Origin of the sequence: Enterobacter cloacae complex sp. P14RS (assembly GCF_014895895.1) — a bacterium.
GTDB classification, from domain to species: domain Bacteria; phylum Pseudomonadota; class Gammaproteobacteria; order Enterobacterales; family Enterobacteriaceae; genus Enterobacter; species Enterobacter bugandensis.
The window spans coordinates 96,956-116,604 of the sequence record NZ_JADBQM010000012.1 but is presented as its reverse complement, the minus strand read 5'-3'; the positions used below and the strand labels follow the sequence as shown (position 1 = coordinate 116,604).

The 19,649-nt window shown below is 55.4% G+C and carries 16 protein-coding genes; 6 read left to right on the top strand and 10 right to left on the bottom strand.

The annotated features are described in order from the left end of the window. The first annotated feature begins 167 nt into the window (after positions 1 to 167). From ldtD to IM295_RS11455, 3 genes are all read left to right on the top strand, one after another. Entirely contained in the window at positions 168 to 1,994 is a 1,827-nt protein-coding gene (ldtD, locus tag IM295_RS11465; protein ID WP_193066712.1) for a L,D-transpeptidase, read from the top strand. A gap of 174 nt (positions 1,995 to 2,168) precedes the next feature. Then, complete coding sequence (locus tag IM295_RS11460) at positions 2,169 to 2,720, top strand: YcbK family protein (protein ID WP_028012580.1); 552 nt, start codon at positions 2,169 to 2,171, stop codon at positions 2,718 to 2,720. 20 nt (positions 2,721 to 2,740) lie between these two features. Continuing rightward, complete coding sequence (locus IM295_RS11455; protein WP_047368219.1) at positions 2,741 to 3,388, top strand: MBL fold metallo-hydrolase; 648 nt, start codon at positions 2,741 to 2,743, stop codon at positions 3,386 to 3,388. A gap of 47 nt (positions 3,389 to 3,435) precedes the next feature. Here IM295_RS11455 and IM295_RS11450 read toward each other — a convergent pair whose 3' ends face one another. From IM295_RS11450 to pncB, 4 genes are all read right to left on the bottom strand, one after another. After that, the gene (locus IM295_RS11450) at positions 3,436 to 4,626 is read right to left on the bottom strand and encodes an amino acid aminotransferase (protein WP_116340932.1); all 1,191 of its coding nucleotides are present in this window, start codon (positions 4,624 to 4,626) and stop codon (positions 3,436 to 3,438) included. A gap of 184 nt (positions 4,627 to 4,810) precedes the next feature. Beyond that, positions 4,811 to 5,929, bottom strand: coding sequence for a porin (locus tag IM295_RS11445; RefSeq protein WP_275991486.1), 1,119 nt, complete (start codon positions 5,927 to 5,929; stop codon positions 4,811 to 4,813). A gap of 605 nt (positions 5,930 to 6,534) precedes the next feature. Then, complete coding sequence (asnS, locus tag IM295_RS11440; RefSeq protein ID WP_048960458.1) at positions 6,535 to 7,935, bottom strand: asparagine--tRNA ligase; 1,401 nt, start codon at positions 7,933 to 7,935, stop codon at positions 6,535 to 6,537. 167 nt (positions 7,936 to 8,102) lie between these two features. Continuing rightward, positions 8,103 to 9,305 carry a nicotinate phosphoribosyltransferase gene (pncB, locus tag IM295_RS11435; protein WP_049136522.1) on the bottom strand — a complete coding sequence of 401 codons (1,203 nt, stop codon included), beginning with the start codon at positions 9,303 to 9,305 and terminating at the stop codon, positions 8,103 to 8,105. Positions 9,306 to 9,559: 254 nt separating this feature from the next. On the opposite strand from pncB, the gene pepN reads away from it, so the two are divergent. Next, the gene (pepN, locus tag IM295_RS11430; RefSeq protein ID WP_193066711.1) at positions 9,560 to 12,172 is read left to right on the top strand and encodes an aminopeptidase N; all 2,613 of its coding nucleotides are present in this window, start codon (positions 9,560 to 9,562) and stop codon (positions 12,170 to 12,172) included. A 100-nt stretch (positions 12,173 to 12,272) separates the two neighbouring features. Here the strand turns inward: pepN and ssuB are convergent, their stop codons facing one another. Genes ssuB through ssuE form a run of 5 tightly spaced genes read right to left on the bottom strand, consistent with a single transcriptional unit; the run spans position 12,273 to position 16,513 of the window. Then, positions 12,273 to 13,043 (bottom strand): aliphatic sulfonates ABC transporter ATP-binding protein, encoded by a 771-nt coding sequence (gene ssuB / locus IM295_RS11425; protein WP_193066710.1) that lies wholly within the window; start codon positions 13,041 to 13,043, stop codon positions 12,273 to 12,275. Then, positions 13,040 to 13,831 carry an aliphatic sulfonate ABC transporter permease SsuC gene (ssuC, locus tag IM295_RS11420; RefSeq protein WP_193066709.1) on the bottom strand — a complete coding sequence of 264 codons (792 nt, stop codon included), beginning with the start codon at positions 13,829 to 13,831 and terminating at the stop codon, positions 13,040 to 13,042. The genes ssuB and ssuC overlap by 4 nt, the downstream gene beginning before the upstream one ends. 9 nt (positions 13,832 to 13,840) lie before the next feature. Continuing rightward, a complete protein-coding gene (ssuD, locus tag IM295_RS11415; RefSeq protein ID WP_028012589.1) occupies positions 13,841 to 14,986 on the bottom strand; it encodes an FMNH2-dependent alkanesulfonate monooxygenase in 1,146 nt (381 codons plus the stop codon). Then, entirely contained in the window at positions 14,983 to 15,945 is a 963-nt protein-coding gene (locus tag IM295_RS11410) for a sulfonate ABC transporter substrate-binding protein (RefSeq protein WP_028012590.1), read from the bottom strand. Before IM295_RS11410 ends, ssuD begins: the two co-directional genes overlap by 4 nt. Next, entirely contained in the window at positions 15,938 to 16,513 is a 576-nt protein-coding gene (gene ssuE, locus IM295_RS11405; protein ID WP_028012591.1) for an NADPH-dependent FMN reductase, read from the bottom strand. The genes IM295_RS11410 and ssuE overlap by 8 nt, the downstream gene beginning before the upstream one ends. A 249-nt stretch (positions 16,514 to 16,762) precedes the next feature. Between ssuE and pyrD the strand changes: the two genes are divergently transcribed. Both pyrD and zapC read left to right on the top strand, forming a co-directional pair. Next, positions 16,763 to 17,773, top strand: coding sequence for a quinone-dependent dihydroorotate dehydrogenase (gene pyrD, locus IM295_RS11400; protein ID WP_045261711.1), 1,011 nt, complete (start codon positions 16,763 to 16,765; stop codon positions 17,771 to 17,773). A gap of 165 nt (positions 17,774 to 17,938) precedes the next feature. Further along, a complete protein-coding gene (zapC, locus tag IM295_RS11395) occupies positions 17,939 to 18,481 on the top strand; it encodes a cell division protein ZapC (protein WP_028012593.1) in 543 nt (180 codons plus the stop codon). Here the strand turns inward: zapC and IM295_RS11390 are convergent. Next, on the bottom strand, positions 18,478 to 19,587 hold the full coding sequence (locus tag IM295_RS11390) for a YcbX family protein (RefSeq protein WP_045261710.1): 1,110 nt from the start codon (positions 19,585 to 19,587) through the stop codon (positions 18,478 to 18,480). The two genes, zapC and IM295_RS11390, sit on opposite strands and share 4 nt — an antisense overlap. Positions 19,588 to 19,649: the final 62 nt, after the last annotated feature.

Here is a 19,649-nt window from a genome sequence, read left to right as displayed (position 1 = left end):
ACAAAGAGCGGCGCAGAAGCGCCGCTTTTTTTATTCTCTTAACTTGTGTTCAGGGCTGCGTTATCTTTAAACTTCTTTACATAAGGTAAGGCAACAGAGTTGTCGTCTACCTATAATAAAATAAAGCCCCACCGTGATGGGCATGTCGTGAAAACAGGGGGCAAGGGATGTTGCTAAAGAAAGAATGTGGTCGTCAGCTGTCAGCGCTGAGTTTATGTCTGGCAGTGATGTTTGCTCCACTGTTAACCGCCCAGGCCGACGAGCCTGAAATTGTGCCGACTGACAGCACCGCAACGACAGGCGCGCAGCCGACGTCATTGTCTCAGCCGCTGGAACAGTCTACGGCAACGGCCATCATGGCCGGGATTAAGCCGCTGCCGGAAGGCATCGACGTTGAATCGCTCAGCCAGCAGCTCCAGACAGGCCTGCCTTCAGGCTACACGCCTGCCTATATCAATCAGCTCACGCTGCTTTATGCTGCCCGCGATATGAAACCCATGTGGGAAAATCGTGAAGCCGTGCGCGCCTTCCAGCAACAGCTGGCGGAAGTGGCGATTGCGGGATTCCAGCCGCAGTTTACGAAGTGGGTTGAGCTGTTAACCGATCCTGCCGTCACCGGTCAGGCGCGGGACGTGGTCCTTTCCGATGCCATGATGGGTTACCTGCAGTTTGTGGCGGGTATTCCGGTCAATGGCAACCGCTGGCTGTACAGCGATAGGCCCTATAAGCTGGCGACGCCAGCCCTGTCGGTGATTAACCAGTGGCAATTAGCGCTGGATAACGGCGACCTGCCGCGCTTCATTGCCAGCCTCGCGCCGGCGCATCCACAGTATGCCACGATGCACCAGTCGCTCCTCGCGCTGGTGGGGGGGGACTCGCGTCCATGGCCGCAAATTCGGGGGACCGCAACGCTGCGTCCGGGTCAGTGGAGCAGCGATGTGCCAGCCCTGCGCGAGATCCTTAAACGCTCCGGTATTCTTGATGGCGGGCCGAACATTGCCCTGCCGGGCGACGATCCGCAAAGCGCGGTGGTCAGCCCGTCAGCGCCCATAAAAGAGAACAAGGCCACTACCCTGAGCAATAAGCCCGAGGCTTACGATCGTGAGCTGGTCGCCGCGGTTAAACAGTTCCAGGCCGCTCAGGGGCTGGGAGCCGATGGCGTCATTGGACCTTCAACGCGTGACTGGCTTAACGTATCGCCTGCGCAGCGGGCCGGGGTGCTGGCGCTTAATATTCAGCGTTTGCGTTTGCTGCCGGGCACGCTGTCTACCGGCATTATGGTCAATATCCCGGCCTATTCACTGGTTTATTATCAGGATGGTAGCGAGAAGCTGGCCTCGCGCGTGATTGTCGGGCGTCCGGATCGCAAAACGCCGATGATGAGCAGCGCGTTAAATAACGTGGTGGTTAACCCGCCGTGGAATGTGCCGCCGACGCTGGCGCGTAAGGACATTCTGCCTAAGGTCTGGAACGATCCGGGTTATCTGGAACGTCACGGCTATACGGTCATGCGTGGCTGGAACAGTAAAGAGGCGATCGATCCTTATATGGTCGACTGGTCGACGATCACGGCCTCCAACCTGCCGTTCCGCTTCCAGCAGGCTCCCGGAGCGCATAACTCGCTGGGGCGCTACAAATTCAACATGCCAAGTTCAGATGCTATCTATCTGCACGATACGCCGAACCACAATCTGTTCCAGAAAGATACCCGGGCACTGAGTTCAGGCTGCGTGCGCGTGAATAAAGCCTCGGAGCTGGCCAACATGCTGCTGCAGGATGCGGGCTGGAACGATACGCGTATTTCTGACGCCCTGAAGCAGGGTGATACGCGCTACGTGAATATTCGCCACAACATTCCGGTTAATCTTTATTATCTGACAGCGTTTGTGGGTGAAGACGGTCGCACGCAGTACCGTACAGATATTTACAATTATGATCTCACCGCGCGATCCGGCGCACAAATTTTGCCAAAAGCGGAACAATTAATCAGGTAAATGAAGTAGTTCGGGAAAAATGATTGTCGTAAGTTATGGTGAATCGGGGCCAATATCGCTGTAAGCCGCGTATTCACTGGGGTTGGGCGCCTTGACGTACCCTGTTTTGCCAGTTAAGGTGCCCTTCGTGCGCTAAGCATATTACGATTTCCTTGACCTGTAGACCTGATTATCATGGACAAATTTGACGCTAATCGCCGCAAGCTGCTGGCGTTAGGTGGTGTTGCGCTTGGCGCAGCGGCCATCTTACCGACGCCAGCATTTGCCACCCTCTCGACACCTCGTCCGCGCGTTTTAACGCTCAGCAATCTTCACACCGGTGAGTCGCTAAAAGCGGAGTTTTTCGATGGCAGAGGCTATATTCAGGATGAATTAGCAAGACTCAACCATTTTTTCCGTGATTTCCGCGCGAATAAAGTAAAAGCCATCGACCCAGGACTGTTTGATCAGCTTTTCCGCCTTCAGGGCCTGCTGGGCACCAGCAAGCCGGTGCAGCTTATTTCTGGTTATCGCTCAATTGATACCAACAATGAACTGCGCGCCCATAGCCGTGGGGTAGCGAAAAAAAGCTACCACACGAAGGGACAGGCAATGGATTTCCACATTGAAGGCGTTTCGTTAGCCAATATTCGCAAAGCCGCGTTATCTATGCGCGCGGGTGGTGTAGGATATTACCCACGTAGCAACTTTGTGCATATTGATACCGGGCCGGTTCGGCACTGGTAATAACGAAACACAGGAGCAGTATGAACTATCGTATTATTCCGGTTACCGCGTTCTCCCAGAACTGTTCATTAATCTGGTGCGAGCAAACCAAACTGGCCGCGCTTGTCGATCCCGGCGGTGACGCTGAGAAAATCAAGCAGGACGTTGCCGACAGCGGCGTGACGCTGATGCAGATTTTACTGACGCATGGTCACCTCGACCACGTAGGCGCAGCGGCTGAACTGGCTAAACACTACGGTGTGCCGATTATTGGCCCGGAAAAAGAAGATGAGTTCTGGCTGCAGGGGTTACCCGCCCAAAGCCGCATGTTTGGCCTTGATGAGTGTCTGCCATTGACGCCCGATCGCTGGCTGAACGAAGGAGAGCGCGTTAACGTAGGGAATGTGACTTTACAGGTGTTGCATTGTCCTGGGCATACGCCAGGCCATATCGTCTTCTTTGACGACCAGTCCCGTCTGCTGATTTCCGGCGATGTGATTTTCAAAGGTGGTGTAGGACGCAGCGATTTTCCGCGCGGCGATCACGGGCAGCTGATTCAGTCGATTAAACAGAAGTTATTGCCGCTGGGTGATGACGTTACGTTTATCCCTGGACACGGTCCGATGTCGACGCTGGGCTATGAACGGCTCAATAACCCGTTCCTTCAGGATGAAATGCCTGTCTGGTAACCAGCATAAAAAAGCCTGCTTAACGCAGGCTTTTTTGTGGGCGCAAATTACAGGACGGCGACAATCGCTTCGCACAGTGGCGCCATGTTGTCAGGGGTCATGCCTGCAACGTTTACGCGGCCAGAGGCTACGGCGTATACGCCAAACTCTTCACGCAGACGCAGAACCTGCTCTTTGGTCAGGCCGCTGAACGAGAACATACCGTTCTGTTTGATGATGAAGCTGAAGTCGCGGTCAGCGCCTTTCTCAGCCAGGGTGTTCACAAACAGCAGGCGCATGCGCTGGATACGCTGACGCATATCGTTCAGCTCTTGTTCCCAAATCGCGCGCAGCGCATCGTTGCTCAGAATGGTCGCAACAACAGATGCACCGTGTGCCGGCGGGTTAGAGTAGTTAGCGCGGATCACGGATTTCATCTGGCTGAAAGCGCGATCGGCGGTCTCATCGTTAGCCGCAACCAGCGTACAGGCGCCTACACGCTCATTGTACAGACCAAAGTTCTTGGAGTAGGAGCTTGCAACGATCAGCTCCTGATGCACGGCTGCGAACGCGCGCAGGCCTTCAGCATCTTCTTCCAGACCGCGGGCGAAGCCCTGGTAAGCAAAGTCAAACAGCGGCAGCCAGCCTTTTTCTACGGACAGCTTCGCCAGGTGTTCCCACTGCTCAAGCGTTGGATCGATACCGGTTGGGTTGTGGCAGCAGCCGTGGAACAGCACCACGTCACCCGCCTGCGCTTCGCTCAGGCTTGAGAGCAGGCCGTCAAAGTCGAGAGCGTGGTTTGCCGCATCGTAGTAAGCATATTCGCGCACTTCCAGGCCCGCAGAGTTAAAGACGCTCTTGTGGTTCGGCCAGCTTGGGTTGCTCACCCATACGCGCTTCACAGAGGTGTTTTTCGCAAGGAAATCCGCCGCCACGCGCAGCGCGCCGGTACCGCCAGGGGTCTGCGCCGTGCGCGCACGTTTGTCACTCACAATTGCGCTGCCTTTACCGAACAGCAGCTCCTGGGTGCAGCGACCAAATTCAGGGATACCATCAATACCGAGGTAGTTTTTGGTGGTTTCATTTTCCAGCAGATACTGCTCAGCTTTCTTAACGCTGGTCAGTACCGGAGTTTTGCCGGTTTCATCTTTATATACACCAATACCCAGGTTGATTTTGCCAGGGCGGTCGTCGGCACGAAACAGATCGGCCAGGCCCAGAATAGGGTCGGCAGGAGCGGCGGTAATGTTCTCAAACATGACGAAGTTCCATTGTGATTACAGAAGTGAAATCCGCTATCAGGTTAACGGGAGATTTACAAAATGCCAACCGTTTGCGACGAAAAGCGTGCGGCTTTTCAAAAGTCGCCATTATTTTCTGTCAGGCATAAAAAAACAGGGCCGAAGCCCTGTTCATTATGCATATAACAAAGTGGTGTTCTGATTAGAACTGGTAGGTTACACCCACAGCAGCCATATCGTCGTTGCCGTTCAGACCGCCAACCACTTTCGCGTAGTCGGTGTCTTTGTCCAGCAGGTTGATGTAGTAGTCAGCCCACACGTTGAAGTTTTTGTTGAAGTAGTAAGTCGCGCCAACCTGGATGAATTTAGCCAGGTCTGCATCGCCGCCTGAGAAGGTGCCGTTAGCATTGGTTACGCCAACCAGGTCTTTACCTTTGGTCTGCACGTAAGAGATTGCCGGACGCAGGCCGAAGTCGAACTGGTACTGAGCAACCACTTCGAAGTTCTGCGTTTTGTTAGCAAAACCAGCATCGCCGCTGGAACCGGTACGGGTGGTGTTACGGGTTTCAGCATAGGTGGTTGCCAGGTACAGGTTGTTGGCGTCGTATTTCAGACCCACGCCCCATGCTTCAGCTTTATCGCCCAGGCCGTCAGCTTTCTGATTCAGAGTACGGTTTGCGTTGCTGTAAGATGCGATTGCACCGAAGCCTTCGCCAAAATCGTAACCCAGAGAGTAACCTACGCCGTCACCGTTGGAGGTTTTAACGTCAGTACGGTCGTTTTTGCCCTGGTACTGTACGCCCATGCTCAGACCGTCAACCAGACCGAAGAAGTCGGTGTTACGGTAGGTCAGCAGGCCGGTGCTGCGGCTGGTCATGAAGTTATCAACGTAGTTACCGCCCCAGGTCATCCCGGAGAAGGACGGCGCCATATCGGTGTAAGATTCTACGTCGTAAACGATACCGTAGTTACGACCGTAGTCGATGCTGCCAGCATCGCCCGCTTTCAGGCCCGCAAAGGCCAGACGGTTTTTGTTAGCCTGAGCGGTGTTCTCAGCCTGGTTAGCCATGAAGCGGTATTCCCACTGGCCGTAACCGGTCAGCTGATCGTTGATCTGGGTTTCGCCTTTAAAACCGATCTGCGCGTAAGTTGCGTCGTTGTTGTTAGTGTCATCGCCAGAGGTCACAAAATCGTGCTCGGCGTTAACTTTCCCGTAGAAGTCCAGTTTGTTGCCGTTCTTGTTATAGATTTCTGCAGCGTTTGCTGCACCGGCTACCAGCAGGGCAGGGATTACCACTGCCAGAATATTGCGCTTCATCATTATTTATTACCCTCATTGGTTTTTTTATGACACTCGCCACTGCCTTCAATAAATTCTGTCAATAAATATTTCCGGAACTATTGATGAGAGTTAGGTGTCTTTATGTATCTGACAGGCATCTTTCCATTCACCGAAGCGTTTCGCTAGCCTGAAAGTGCTACAATTCTCAAGATTAAGTTACAGAAAGAAAATATGTGTAACTAAATGTGTAAATTCAGGAACTTTGTGAACCATCTCAAATTTCAGAGTGCCCTGGCGAATTAAGCATCGGTTTGTTTCCTATATATATGAATTCCTTATGTTTAATTTGGATAAAGGCAATTCCTATAAACGAATGTTAAACGACTCGTTTTTTCTTATGACCCAATAAAGACTTCTGGATGGCTGAAAAATTGGTTGAAATTTGTGCTATTACTTCAGGATGTAAAAAGCGCAATAAGAGCAGGGTTTATTTTTTGTGGCTGGATATTTCGCGGAAACAAAACGTAACAGGTAGTGGTTGTGACGGGGGGATGATTTAAAAAGGCTGACTTTACGCTGACAAAAACTGACACGACAGAATAAAATAATGGCCAGCTTGCGCTGGCCATTGATAGTTTTGTAACTCAGAAACTGGCGTTACGTGGCGTACGTGGGAAAGGAATCACGTCACGTACGTTCTGCACGCCGGTCACGTAGGCGATCAGACGCTCGAAGCCCAGACCGAAACCGGCATGCGGTACGGTACCGTAACGGCGCAGATCGCGATACCAACTGTAGTCGGCCGGGTTAAGGCCCATCTCTTCCATGCGCGCGTCCAGCACGTCAAGACGCTCTTCACGCTGAGAACCGCCGATGATTTCACCGATGCCCGGCGCCAGGACGTCCATTGCTGCCACGGTTTTACCGTCTTCGTTAAGGCGCATATAGAAGGCCTTAATGTCTTTCGGGTAGTTTTTAACGACAACTGGCGCTTTGAAATGCTTCTCAGCCAGATAGCGCTCGTGCTCGGACGCCAGGTCAACGCCCCAGTAAACCGGGTTCTCGAACTTCTCACCGCATTTCTCGAGGATCGCCACCGCATCGGTGTAGTCCACCTGCGCAAAGTCGGCAGAGACGAAACGCTCCAGACGCGCTACAGCATCGCTGTCTACGCGTTCGGCGAAGAACTTCATGTCGTCAGGACGCTCTTCCAGCACCGCTTTGAAGACGTACTTCAGCATCGCTTCTGCGAGACCTGCAACGTCATTCAGATCGGCAAACGCCACTTCCGGCTCCAGCATCCAGAACTCCGCCAGGTGGCGGCTGGTGTTGGAGTTTTCGGCGCGGAAGGTTGGGCCGAAGGTATAGATCTTAGACAGCGCACAGGCGTAGGTTTCGCCGTTGAGCTGGCCGGATACCGTCAGGAAGGCTTCTTTACCAAAGAAGTCTTTGTCGTAGTCGACTTTACCTTCCGGCGTGCGCGGCAGGTTTTCCATGTCCAGCGTCGAGACGCGGAACATTTCGCCTGCGCCTTCCGTATCGGACGCGGTGATCAGCGGGGTAGACACCCAGAAATACCCCTGCTCATCGAAGAAGCGATGCAGCGCCTGGGCCAGCGTATGACGCACGCGAGCCACCGCACCAATCAGGTTGGTACGCGGACGCAGGTGTGCGACTTCACGCAGGTATTCAATGCTGTGACGTTTTGCCGCCATCGGGTAGGTGTCCGGATCTTCAACCCAGCCAGTCACTTCAATGGCAGAAGCCTGGATCTCGAAACTCTGGCCCTGGCCCGGGGATGCCACAACCACACCGGTGACGATAACGGAACAACCCGTCGTCAGGCGCAGAACGTCATCATTGTAATTGGGCAGAGAATTATTAATGACGGCCTGTACAGGATCAAAGCAGGAACCGTCATAGACGGCAAGGAAGGAGATGCCAGCTTTAGAATCTCGGCGAGTACGCACCCATCCGCGCACGGTGACCTCCTGGTCAACGGCGACACGGCCCTGGAGTACGTCGGCTACAGGCACAACGCTCATAATATTCTCTCTGTTAATAGTCGGAAAAAATAAACACTTGTCCACCCCAAGACGGGGGGATATCTATGTTACCTGCCAACCGCTATCAGACAAGTAAATTTCGCAGTCAAAAGAGAAGAATTGAGAAATAAATAAGGGAAGGGAGCCCTGAAGGCTCCCGTAAGCGCTTAACTGGCTTTTTTGATCTGAGGGAGATCGAACGCTTTGCGCAATGCGCGAACAAACGCTTTGTCATGGCAGATGGTTTTACCCGGGCTGTCAGAGAGCTTAGCCACCGGCTTGCCGTTACATTCCACCAGCTTTATCACGATATTCAGAGGTTTTACCTGAGGAATGTCGCAGGTCAACCGGGTACCGATCCCGAAGCCCAGATTAATTCTGGCATTGAAATGACGATACAGTTCGACGGCTTTTGCCAGGTCGAGATTATCGGAGAAGACCAGCACCTTGCTCATCGGGTCAATGCCGAGTTTTTGGTAATGAGCAATCGCCTTTTCGCCCCATTCAACCGGATCCCCTGAGTCGTGGCGTAACCCCTGGTAACGCTCAGCGAACTCGGGACCAAAGTCGCGCAGGAAGGCATCCATCGTAATACAGTCGGTCAGGGCGATCCCGAGTTGATTCGGGTACTCTTCAAGCCACGCAGCCAGCGCCGCACGCTGGCTGTTAGCCAGGTCCGGGCTAATTTGCTGATGCGCCTGGAACCACTCGTGCGCCTGGGTGCCCATTGGCGTCAGGTTGAGGCGACGCGCCAAATCGTAGTTGCTGGTACCCACGAACCACGGCTCCTGCTGCAGACGTTCAACGATAGCTTGCTGAACCTCGCGAGAGAAGCGGCGACGGGTACCGAAATCCATCAGGCGGAAGCGGGATATATCCAGCCCTTCGGTCAGCGTTGAGAATGCCTCAAGTTTGTTCTCCAGCGAGGCAACCGCCTGTTCGACGCCCGTTTCAGGCGAACGATAGCGGTGAGCCAGCTCGCTGATGACGGCCAGAAGCGGCACTTCCCACATGATCACTTCCCGCCACGGACCTTCAAGACGAATATCCAGCTTGCCGTTCTCGTTGGTCACGGTGACCTGTTCAGGCTTATAGCGGAAGTCGCGCAGCCAGTTCAGATAGTCCGCTTTAAAGAAAGGCAGGCCAGAAAGCCACTGATATTCGTCATCGGTGAGCGCCAGATGCTGCATCGCATCGACCTGTTCACGAATGGAGTCTGCGTAGATACCGAGCAAGTCGTCACCACGGCAGCGGAATTCCGCCGCGACGTGAACGTCATAGTAATGGTGGAAAACGGCTTGCTGCATATGCAGTTTATACGCGTCGGTATCCAGCAACGTATGCAGAACCGGAGAAGCGAATTGAGTCATAGGTGCGCTGTAGCATCCTCTCACGGGAGCGTTTAGTACAATAAACAACTCCGGAGTATACCTTGTTTAGTGATTTATTGAACCCCGATCACAACATAAGCACACTTTATGGTCGAGAGCATTTCGTGCCCCGTGTTATACAAATGTAGCGAAAAAGGTGTTTAAGCCTGAAAAGATGAACATTCTGCATAGCGCGTTTTACGCAACAGGAATATATTGAAACGTTACTCGACAAACGATGCATAAGGTTTTCTATGACACAACAGCCACAAGCCAAATACCGCCACGACTACCGTGCGCCGGAATACCTGATTAGCGATATCGACCTGACTTTTGACCTGGATGCCACAAAAACCGTTGTGACGGCCGTAAGCCAGGTGACGCGCCACAGCGCGACTGCCGTACCGCTGCGTCTGGATGGCGAAGACCTGACGCTGGTCTCCCTGCACATTAACGATGAAGCCTGGTCAGATTATAAAGAAGAAGGCAACCAGCTGGTCATCGACAACCTGCCGGAACGCTTTACGCTGCGCATCGAGAATGAAATCAGCCCTGCCGCCAACACGGCGCTGGAAGGGCTCTACCAGTCAGGCGTGGCCCTGTGTACCCAGTGTGAAGCCGAAGGTTTCCGCCACATTACCTGGTACCTGGACCGCCCGGACGTGCTGGCGCGCTTTACCACCAAAATCATTGCCGATAAAACCCTCTATCCGTTCCTGCTCTCCAACGGTAACCGCGTGGGTGAGGGCGAGCTGGAAAATGGCCGTCACTGGGTGCAGTGGCAGGATCCGTTCCCGAAACCGTGCTACCTGTTTGCGCTGGTGGCGGGTGATTTCGACGTGCTGCGCGATACCTTCAAAACCCGCTCTGGCCGCGAAGTGGCGCTGGAGCTGTTCGTTGACCGCGGCAACCTTGACCGCGCGCCGTGGGCGATGACTTCACTCATTAACTCCATGAAGTGGGATGAAGAGCGTTTCGGCCTCGAATACGATCTCGACATCTATATGATCGTCGCCGTCGACTTCTTCAACATGGGCGCGATGGAGAATAAAGGCCTTAACATCTTTAACTCCAAGTACGTGCTGGCGCGTACCGATACCGCCACTGATAAAGACTACCTCGATATCGAACGCGTTATCGGCCACGAGTATTTCCATAACTGGACCGGTAACCGCGTCACCTGCCGCGACTGGTTCCAGCTGAGCCTGAAAGAGGGGCTGACCGTCTTCCGCGATCAGGAGTTCAGCTCCGATCTGGGCTCGCGGGCGGTCAACCGCATCAACAACGTGCGCACCATGCGCGGCCTGCAGTTTGCGGAAGATGCCAGCCCAATGGCGCACCCGATCCGTCCGGATAAAGTCATTGAGATGAATAACTTTTACACCCTGACGGTGTACGAGAAGGGCGCTGAAATTATCCGCATGATCCACACCCTGCTGGGTGAAGAGAATTTCCAGAAAGGGATGCAGCTTTACTTCGAACGTCACGACGGCAGCGCGGCTACCTGCGACGACTTCGTGCAGGCGATGGAAGACGCGTCCAACGTTGATCTTTCTCACTTCCGCCGCTGGTACAGCCAGGCCGGAACCCCGATTGTCACCGTTAAGGACGACTACAACCCGGAAACCGAGCAGTACACTCTGACCATCAGCCAGCGCACGCCGCCAACCGCCGAGCAGGAAGAAAAATATCCGCTGCACATTCCGTTCAGTATTGAGCTGTACGACAACGAAGGCAACGTCATCCCGCTGCAGAAGGGCGGCCACCCGGTGCACCACGTGCTGAACGTGACCCAGGCAGAGCAGACCTTTATCTTCGATAACGTCTACTTCCAGCCGGTGCCTGCGCTGCTGTGCGAGTTCTCCGCGCCGGTGAAGCTGGAGTACAAGTGGAGCGACCAGCAGCTGACGTTCCTGATGCGTCACGCCCGCAACGATTTCTCCCGCTGGGACGCGGCGCAGAGCCTGCTGGCAACCTACATCAAGCTTAACGTGAACCGCTACCAGCAGGGCCAGCCGCTGACGCTGCCGGTGCATGTGGCAGACGCGTTCCGCGCTATCCTGCTGGACGAGAAGATTGACCCGGCGCTGGCGGCTGAAATTCTGACGCTGCCGTCCGCGACTGAAATTGCGGAGCTGTTCGACATTATCGACCCGATTGCCATCGTGGCGGTGCGCGAAGCGCTGACCCGCACGCTGGCGACCGAACTGGCGGATGAATTCCTGGCGCTATACAACGCTAACAAGCTTGACGCGTATCGCGTGGAGCACGCGGATATCGGCAAGCGTACCCTGCGCAATACCTGCCTGCGCTATCTTGCGTTTGGTGAGGCCGAACTGGCGAACATGCTGGTGAGCAAGCAGTATCACGAAGCGGATAACATGACTGATGCGCTCGCGGCCCTGGCGGCAAGCGTTGCCGCTGAACTGCCGTGCCGCGATGCGCTGATGCAGGAGTATGACGACAAGTGGCACCAGGATGGCCTGGTGATGGACAAGTGGTTTATTCTGCAGGCGACCAGCCCGGCGGCCGATGCGCTTAGTAAGGTTCGCAGCCTGCTGAAGCACCGTTCGTTCACCATGAGCAACCCGAACCGCGTTCGCTCGCTGATTGGCGCATTTGCCAGCAGTAACCCGGCCGCGTTCCACGCCGAAGACGGCAGCGGATACCAGTTTATCGTGGAAATGCTGACCGAGCTGAACAGCCGTAACCCGCAGGTTGCATCACGTCTGATTGAGCCGCTGATCCGCCTGAAACGCTATGATGCGCAGCGTCAGGCGAAGATGCGCGCCGCGCTTGAGCAGCTGAAAGGGCTGGAAAATCTGTCTGGCGATCTGTACGAGAAGATTGCTAAGGCGCTGGCCTGATGTAAAAAAGCCCGGTGGCGCTACGCTAACCGGGCCTACGTGGGGGCGCGGGGCATCGGTTTTTTCCCTCTCCCTGTGGGAGAGGGCCGGGGTGAGGGCATCAGGCATTGGCCTTTATCCGCTGAATCTCCGCTTCCCCACGTTTCATCACCCGATCCAGCACTTCGGCTTCCAGCTCCGCCAGTCTCGCCGAGCCCACGCGACGAGGGCGCGGGATGTCCACCGTCAGATCCAAACCGATTTTCCCGTTTTCTATAAGCAATACCCGGTCCGCCATCGCCACGGCTTCGCTCACGTCATGCGTCACCAGCAGTACCGTAAAGCCGTGCGCCTGCCAGAGGGATTCAATCAGATCCTGCATTTCTATCCGCGTCAGGGCATCAAGAGCGCCGAGCGGCTCATCAAGCAGCAGCAGGCCGGGACGGTGAATCAACGCTCGCGCCAGCGCCACGCGCTGCTTCTGGCCGCCCGACAGCGCCGCAGGCCATTCACCTGCACGGTTTTCCAGCCCGACGGCGGCCAGCGCCTGACGGGCTTCATCCCGCCAGCTGCCTTTGAGCCCCAGCCCGACGTTATCAATCACCGTTTTCCACGGCAGCAGGCGCGCGTCCTGAAACATCATGCGCGTATCGTCCTGAATATTGGCCAGCGGCGTGGTTCCTGCCAGAATCTGTCCACCGTTGGGGGCTTCCAGCCCGGCTAAAAGACGCAGGAGTGTGCTTTTTCCGCCGCCGCTGCGCCCGACTACAGCCACAAACTGGCCGGCGGGAATGTGCAGATCCAGCCCATTAAGAATGGTGTTTTCGCCGTAGCGTTTGGTTACGCCGTTCAGCAGCAGCGGCGTGCCCTGATTTATTCGTGCGGTATTCATGCTTTCGCCTCCTGAAGGGTATAGGCCGGGTTCCAGCGCAGCCAGCTGCGCTCCAGCCACTGTGCGCTGACGTCGGCGAGTTTGCCGAGCAGTGCATACAGAATGATGGCGACCACCACCACGTCCGTTTGCAGGAATTCGCGGGCGTTCATCGCCAGGTAGCCAATACCGGAGTTGGCTGAGATGGTTTCCGCCACAATCAGCGTCAGCCACATCAGGCCGAGCGCAAAGCGCACCCCGACCATAATGGAGGGCAGGGCGCCCGGCAGAATCACGTGAGCAAAGAGGGAAAAACCCGATAAGCCGTAGCTGCGCGCCATCTCCACCAGACCGCGATCGATATTGCGGATGCCGTGCCAGGTGTTGATGTATATCGGGAACAGCGTGCCCAGCGCCACGAGGAAGATTTTGGCGCTCTCATCGATCCCAAACCACAAAATGACCAGCGGGATCAGCGCCAGATGCGGCACGTTGCGCAGCATCTGGACGGAGGTATCCAGCAGCCTTTCCCCCCAGCGTGAAAGGCCGCTGATCAGACCCAGCACCAGACCGATGCTGCCGCCGATGGAAAACCCAATCACCGCGCGCCAGGAGCTGATCGCCAGATGTTGCCACAGCTCTCCGCTGACGCTCAGCGACCAGAACGCTTCGATAACGCCCTCTGGAGAGGGCAAAATGCGGCTCGACAGCCAGCCGGTGGTCGACGCGAGCTGCCAGAGCGCCACGATGCCGACGGGCAAAAACCACGGGGCGGCGCGCAGCAGCCATTTTTGTGAGGTGGCAGACATGGTCACTCCTTAGCTCTGTGCGGCTTTGCGCGGAATAAACTCGTTTGCCACGGCTTCGCCCTGCAACTGGAGCCGCTGCGGCTGCGGAATTTCCGGAACGGCGACATCCAGATGCGGGAATAACAGCTCGCCCACCCTGTAGGCCTCTTCCAGGTGCGGATAGCCGGAGAGAATAAAGCTGTCGATGCCCAGGTCAGCGTATTCATTAATACGTGCAGCCACGGTTGGCCCGTCGCCGACCAGCGCCGTGCCCGCGCCGCCGCGTACCAGACCCACGCCCGCCCACAGGTTCGGGCTGATTTCCAGATTCTCGCGCTTGCCGTTGTGCAGAGAGGCCATGCGGTGCTGCCCGACGGAGTCGGTTTTGGCAAACGCAGCCTGCGCCTTCGCAATGGTCTCATCGTCCAGATGGGAGATCAGACGGTCTGCCGCCTGCCAGGCTTCTTCATTGGTTTCCCGCACAATCACGTGCAGGCGAATCCCGAAGCGCACCTTGCGGCCATGGGCGGCGGCTTTGGCGCGGACCTGGGCAATTTTCTCTTTCACCAGCTCGGGCGGCTCGCCCCAGGTCAGATAGAGATCGACCTGCTCGGCGGCCAGATCCTGGGCCACATCCGACGATCCGCCAAAATAGAGCGGAGGGCGCGGCTGCTGCACCGGCGGGAAGTAGAGCTTCGCGTCGCGAACGTGAATATGCTTACCTTCAAAGGTGACGGTTTCGCCTTCCAGCAGACGTCGCCAGACGCGGGTAAATTCGGCGGAGGCTTCATAGCGCTCGGTATGGTCGAGGAACACGCCGTCACCCGCCAGCTCCTGCGGATCGCTGCCCGTCACCAGGTTAAACAGAGCGCGGCCGTTGGAGAGCCTGTCCAGCGTTGCTGCCTGACGCGCCGCCACGGTGGGTGAAACGACGCTCGGACGCAATGCAACCAGGAATTTAAGGCGCTGGGTGACCGGGATCATCGACGCGGCCACCAGCCAGGCATCTTCACACGAGCGTCCGGTCGGGATCAGCACGCCGGTAAAACCGATTCGGTCCGCCGCCTGGGCAATCTGCTGAAGATAGCCATGGTCAACCGGGCGCGAGCCCTCTTCTGTACCAAGATAGTGTCCATCACCGTGGGTGGGTAAAAACCAGAAAAGATTCAGACTCATGATTTAGCTCCTTCTTTGCCAGCGGGCTGCCAGATGCGTTCGCGAATATCGACCTGTTTTGGTACCAGGCGGTTTTGATAGAAGAGGTCAGCAGTCTGTTGCTGAAGCGCGGCGACGTGCGCGTCGACAGGCGCAATGGTGGTGGGCGGACGGTGACTGAGGTAGCTCGCGATCACCGGCTCAGGTAAGCCCATGGTTTTTGCCAGCAGGGCGATGCTCGCCTGACGCTGGCTCTGGGTCAGGGCATCTGCCTGCGTAAAGGTATCCAGTACGCCCTGAATAAACGCGCCGTTTTTTTCGGCATAAGGGCGTGAGGCGAGGTAGAACGAACCGGTTTGCTTCAGCGTGGTACCGTCTTTCAGCACCCGTACGCCACCCTGCAGTAATGCCGCGGAGTAGTACGGATCCCAGATAGCCCAGGCATCAACGTTCTTCTGCTGGAACGCGGCGCGCGCGTCGGCGGGCGTCAGGTAAACGGGCTGAATGTCGGTGAACTTGAGCCCGGCTTCCTGTAAGGCGCGCAGCAACAGGTTGTGCGAGCTGGAACCTTTCTGGAAAGCGACCTTACGCCCTTTAAGGTCGGAGACGCTTTTAATGTCACTGTTTTCAGGTACCAGGATGACTTCGGCTTTCGGCTTAGCGGGTTCTACACCGACGTATACCAGGTCTGCCCCGGCAGCCTGAGCGAAAATAGGCGGGATGTCGCCCGTACTGCCCAGATCGATACTGCCGACGTTCAGGGCTTCAAGCATCTGCGGCCCTGCCGGGAACTCCACCCATGAGAATTTGGTGTCCGGGAAGCGTTTTTCCAGCAGCTGGTGGCTTTTTGCCAGCACCATACTGACGCTGCCTTTTTGGTAGCCAATCCGTAAACTGTCCGGTGCGGTTTCTGCGGCATGTGCCAGCGCGGTAAACGCCATCAGGCCAGCCAGTCCGAGGCGGGTTAAGGTTTTAAACATGTGCGACTCCCTGCGGCGGATTAAAAGAAGGAACCTGGATATCCCGGCGATGCAGCGCGTGCCAGAAAGTTTCCAGCGAGGCATCAAGGCGCGTTTGCAGATTCGGCGTGAAGTGCGGCTTATGCTGGTAGTCAATGACCTGCGAATCATCCGCGAAAACGCCGTGAAGGATCTCCTGCGCCTTCAGGGCGTTCAGCACCGGCTTCAGGGCGTAATCCACCGCCAGTAAATGGGCCACCGTGCCACCCGTTGCCAGCGGCAGGACCACTTTGCCGTCCAGTGCGCGCTCGGGGAGAAGATCGAGCAGCGTTTTCAGCGCGCCCGAAAAAGAGGCTTTATAAATCGGGGTCGCAACGATGAGGCCGTCCGCTTCCTTGAGCTGCTCAGTGAGGGTTTTCAGCGCGGGGCTGTCGAAGCGGGCATACAGCAAATCTTCAGGTTCGAAGTTATGCAGATTCCAGTGGCACACTTCCACGTCCAGGGCATTGAGCTTGTCGCGGGCATATTCCAGCAGGGCGCTGGAACGCGAAGGGAATCGTGGACTTCCGGCCAGGGTAATGACGCGCATACTTCCTCCTTATAACTAATTGTTTGCTTTTGTCTAACATTCATAACAATTTTCAGGAGTGTGACACCGCGCAGTTATTCCACTAAATGATTTATCCGCAATTAAACTGCGAAAAACTGCATAAGAAAGAGAGTGGGAGGTAAACGATTGCGTTTTACGCCGATTTTTTTGCCGCAGGTCAATTCCCTTTCGTGACGGGATCGCCCATAATCCCCTCCCGGTTTGCACACCGGGAATCCAGGAGAGTTCATGTACTACCCCTTCGTTCGTAAAGCCCTTTTCCAGCTCGACCCCGAGCGCGCTCATGAATTTACATTCCAGCAATTACGTCGCATTACAGGAACGCCTCTGGCGGCCCTGGTGCGTCAAAACGTGCCGGAAAAGCCTGTGCAGTGCATGGGGCTGACCTTTAAAAATCCGCTGGGTCTGGCGGCTGGTCTGGACAAAAATGGCGAGTGCATTGATGCCCTGGGCGCGATGGGCTTTGGCTCCATCGAAATTGGTACCGTCACGCCGCGCCCGCAGCCGGGTAATGACAAGCCGCGCCTGTTCCGCCTGGTCGAAGCCGAAGGGTTGATCAACCGCATGGGCTTTAATAACCTCGGCGTTGATCATCTGGTAGAGAACGTGAAGAAAGCCCATTTTGATGGGGTGTTAGGCATCAATATTGGCAAAAATAAAGATACGCCGGTTGAGCAGGGTAAAGATGACTACCTGATTTGTATGGAAAAAGTCTACGCCTATGCCGGGTATATCGCGGTGAATATTTCCTCACCCAATACCCCGGGGCTGCGCTCCTTACAATATGGCGAAGCGCTGGACGATCTTCTGAGTGCCATTAAAAATAAACAAAATGAACTCCAGGCGATCCACCATAAATATGTTCCGGTCGCGGTGAAGATCGCGCCGGATCTTTCTGTCGAAGAATTGATCCAGGTTGCCGACAGTTTGGTTCGCCATAATATTGACGGGGTGATTGCAACGAATACCACGCTCGATCGTTCGCTCGTTCAGGGAATGAAAAACTGTGACGAAGCGGGTGGGTTAAGTGGCCGTCCGGTACAATTAAAAAGCACCGAAATTATTCGCGCGCTGTCTGCGGAATTAAAAGGTCGTTTACCGATTATTGGTGTCGGCGGTATCGACTCGGTGATTGCTGCGCGCGAGAAGATGGCGGCCGGTGCGTCACTGGTGCAAATCTATTCCGGCTTTATTTTTAAAGGCCCGCCTTTGATTAAAGAAATCGTTACACATATCTAATCTTTTTTCTTAATCAGACAACCAGGGCTTTATTTCCAGCCCTGGTTGTTTTATATTCCGTCACTGTTGCTTATTTAGACATTATCGTCTTTTATTACTAGTGTTATAAACGAAGCGGCGAACAGGACATTTTTAGTACAGGACGTTTGGGGACGGGAGAGACACATGCGAATTAAACCTGACGATAACTGGCGCTGGTATTTTTGCGACGAGCATGACCGTATGATGCTCGATTTAGCCAATGGCATGTTGTTTCGTTCTCGTTTTGCCCGCCGAATGTTAACCCCGGACGCGTTTTCTCCATCGGGCTTTTGCGTTGACGATGCGGCGCTTTATTTCTCCTTTGAAGAAAAATGCCGCGACCTGATGCTCTCTAAAGAGCAGCGTGCCGAACTGGTATTAAATGCGCTGGTGGCTATCCGTTTCCTGAAACCGCAAATGCCGAAAAGCTGGCATTTCCTGCCTCACGGCATGGACTGGACGCCAGCAACGGGCGATGCGGCCAGCGTCAACCTGAGCGATACCGCCGAAGAGGTGAGTTTGTTAGTGGTTGAGCCGGGCGAAAACGCCGCACTCTGTCTGCTGGCGCAGCCCGGCGTGACGATTGCCGGGCGCGTAATGCAGTTAGGTGATGCGATCAAAGTCATGAATGACAGGTTGAAACCACAGCTGCGCGTCGATGCCTTCAGCCTCGAACAAGCGGTTTAAGCTTCCAGTTGTACCGACGTTTTCGGTACGCAGCTACAGCACAGGATTGTGCCGTCATTTCCAATTGCAGATTTTTTCAGCGCACTCACTTCTCCCTCCAGCAGCTTGATGCGGCAGCATCCGCAAATTCCCGCGCGGCAGGAATACGGTACGCGAATACCGGCTTGCTCCAGCTGTTCGAGTAATACCTGCTGATTGTTGCCACGAATAACCTTGCCCTGCCAGTGAATATCCACTGCAGTGGCGACATTCGTCTCAACCTCGACCATTTCTTCTTCCTGTCCTGAGCCGTACACTCGCGCCGGCCCGCGAGCGAGAATTTCAACCTCATCACCTACGCGGATTGCGCCGCTGGATCGCGGGATCAGGTTCTGGCCGAAATCGACATCGCCGTTGTCCTGCGCGGTACGGAACGATTGCAGCGTTTTCAGCGGCTCGCCGGAAGGATGCTTTTGGCCTTTCTCAGGGCTTACCGTCGTGAAAATGCAGCGGCTGCAGGGTTTGACGACATCAAAGATGACGCTGCCGATGCGGATGACTTTCCAGGTATCTTCATCCCAGGCGTCCGCTCCGGTCACGACCAGATTCGGGCGGAACTGTTCCATCTGTACGCTGGCTTTACAGCGATTCTGTAAATCACGCAGAGACGCTTCGTTGGTGAGCAGGAACGGGAAGCCATCCGCGAAGGAGAGGGGAACGGCGTCGTGGCGCTTTACGCGACGCGTCAGTTCCGGCCCAACCCACCGCAGCTGCACGTCGCGAGAGAAGAAGCCGCTCAGCCAGCGGTTAATTTCATCCGGGGCGATGCGCGCGGTAAAATGGTTGCCCCATACTTCCGTTGGTGCGTCGACAGCCGCAAAATCCGCAAAGCGAATAACCGCGCTGGAACCGTCCGGCGCGGTCAGATGCAAACCGTCATGAAGCGGTGAAGGGGTAAAACGAACCATCTGAGGGAACTGGCGTGCGGTGATAAACGTTCCGTCAGGCTCGGTGACCATAAAAATTCGATCGAAGGCGAACCCGCTCATGTCTGCCAGCGCGTGAGTGACGCCGATGCCGCGCATGGATTTCACCGGATGAATAAAAAGCCTGGATAACGTCGCCACTGCACACTCCCTCGAATGAAAATAAGCCTTCAACTTTATGACATACACGCCATATTAGCTAT

Coding starts and splice junctions, on each gene's coding strand:
- ldtD (WP_193066712.1), top strand. CDS start 168: ATGTTGCTAAAGAAAGAATGTGGTCGTCAGCTGTCAGCGCTGAGTTTA.
- IM295_RS11460 (WP_028012580.1), top strand. CDS start 2,169: ATGGACAAATTTGACGCTAATCGCCGCAAGCTGCTGGCGTTAGGTGGT.
- IM295_RS11455 (WP_047368219.1), top strand. CDS start 2,741: ATGAACTATCGTATTATTCCGGTTACCGCGTTCTCCCAGAACTGTTCA.
- IM295_RS11450 (WP_116340932.1), bottom strand. CDS start 4,626: ATGTTTGAGAACATTACCGCCGCTCCTGCCGACCCTATTCTGGGCCTG.
- IM295_RS11445 (WP_275991486.1), bottom strand. CDS start 5,929: ATGATGAAGCGCAATATTCTGGCAGTGGTAATCCCTGCCCTGCTGGTA.
- asnS (WP_048960458.1), bottom strand. CDS start 7,935: ATGAGCGTTGTGCCTGTAGCCGACGTACTCCAGGGCCGTGTCGCCGTT.
- pncB (WP_049136522.1), bottom strand. CDS start 9,305: ATGACTCAATTCGCTTCTCCGGTTCTGCATACGTTGCTGGATACCGAC.
- pepN (WP_193066711.1), top strand. CDS start 9,560: ATGACACAACAGCCACAAGCCAAATACCGCCACGACTACCGTGCGCCG.
- ssuB (WP_193066710.1), bottom strand. CDS start 13,043: ATGAATACCGCACGAATAAATCAGGGCACGCCGCTGCTGCTGAACGGC.
- ssuC (WP_193066709.1), bottom strand. CDS start 13,831: ATGTCTGCCACCTCACAAAAATGGCTGCTGCGCGCCGCCCCGTGGTTT.
- ssuD (WP_028012589.1), bottom strand. CDS start 14,986: ATGAGTCTGAATCTTTTCTGGTTTTTACCCACCCACGGTGATGGACAC.
- IM295_RS11410 (WP_028012590.1), bottom strand. CDS start 15,945: ATGTTTAAAACCTTAACCCGCCTCGGACTGGCTGGCCTGATGGCGTTT.
- ssuE (WP_028012591.1), bottom strand. CDS start 16,513: ATGCGCGTCATTACCCTGGCCGGAAGTCCACGATTCCCTTCGCGTTCC.
- pyrD (WP_045261711.1), top strand. CDS start 16,763: ATGTACTACCCCTTCGTTCGTAAAGCCCTTTTCCAGCTCGACCCCGAG.
- zapC (WP_028012593.1), top strand. CDS start 17,939: ATGCGAATTAAACCTGACGATAACTGGCGCTGGTATTTTTGCGACGAG.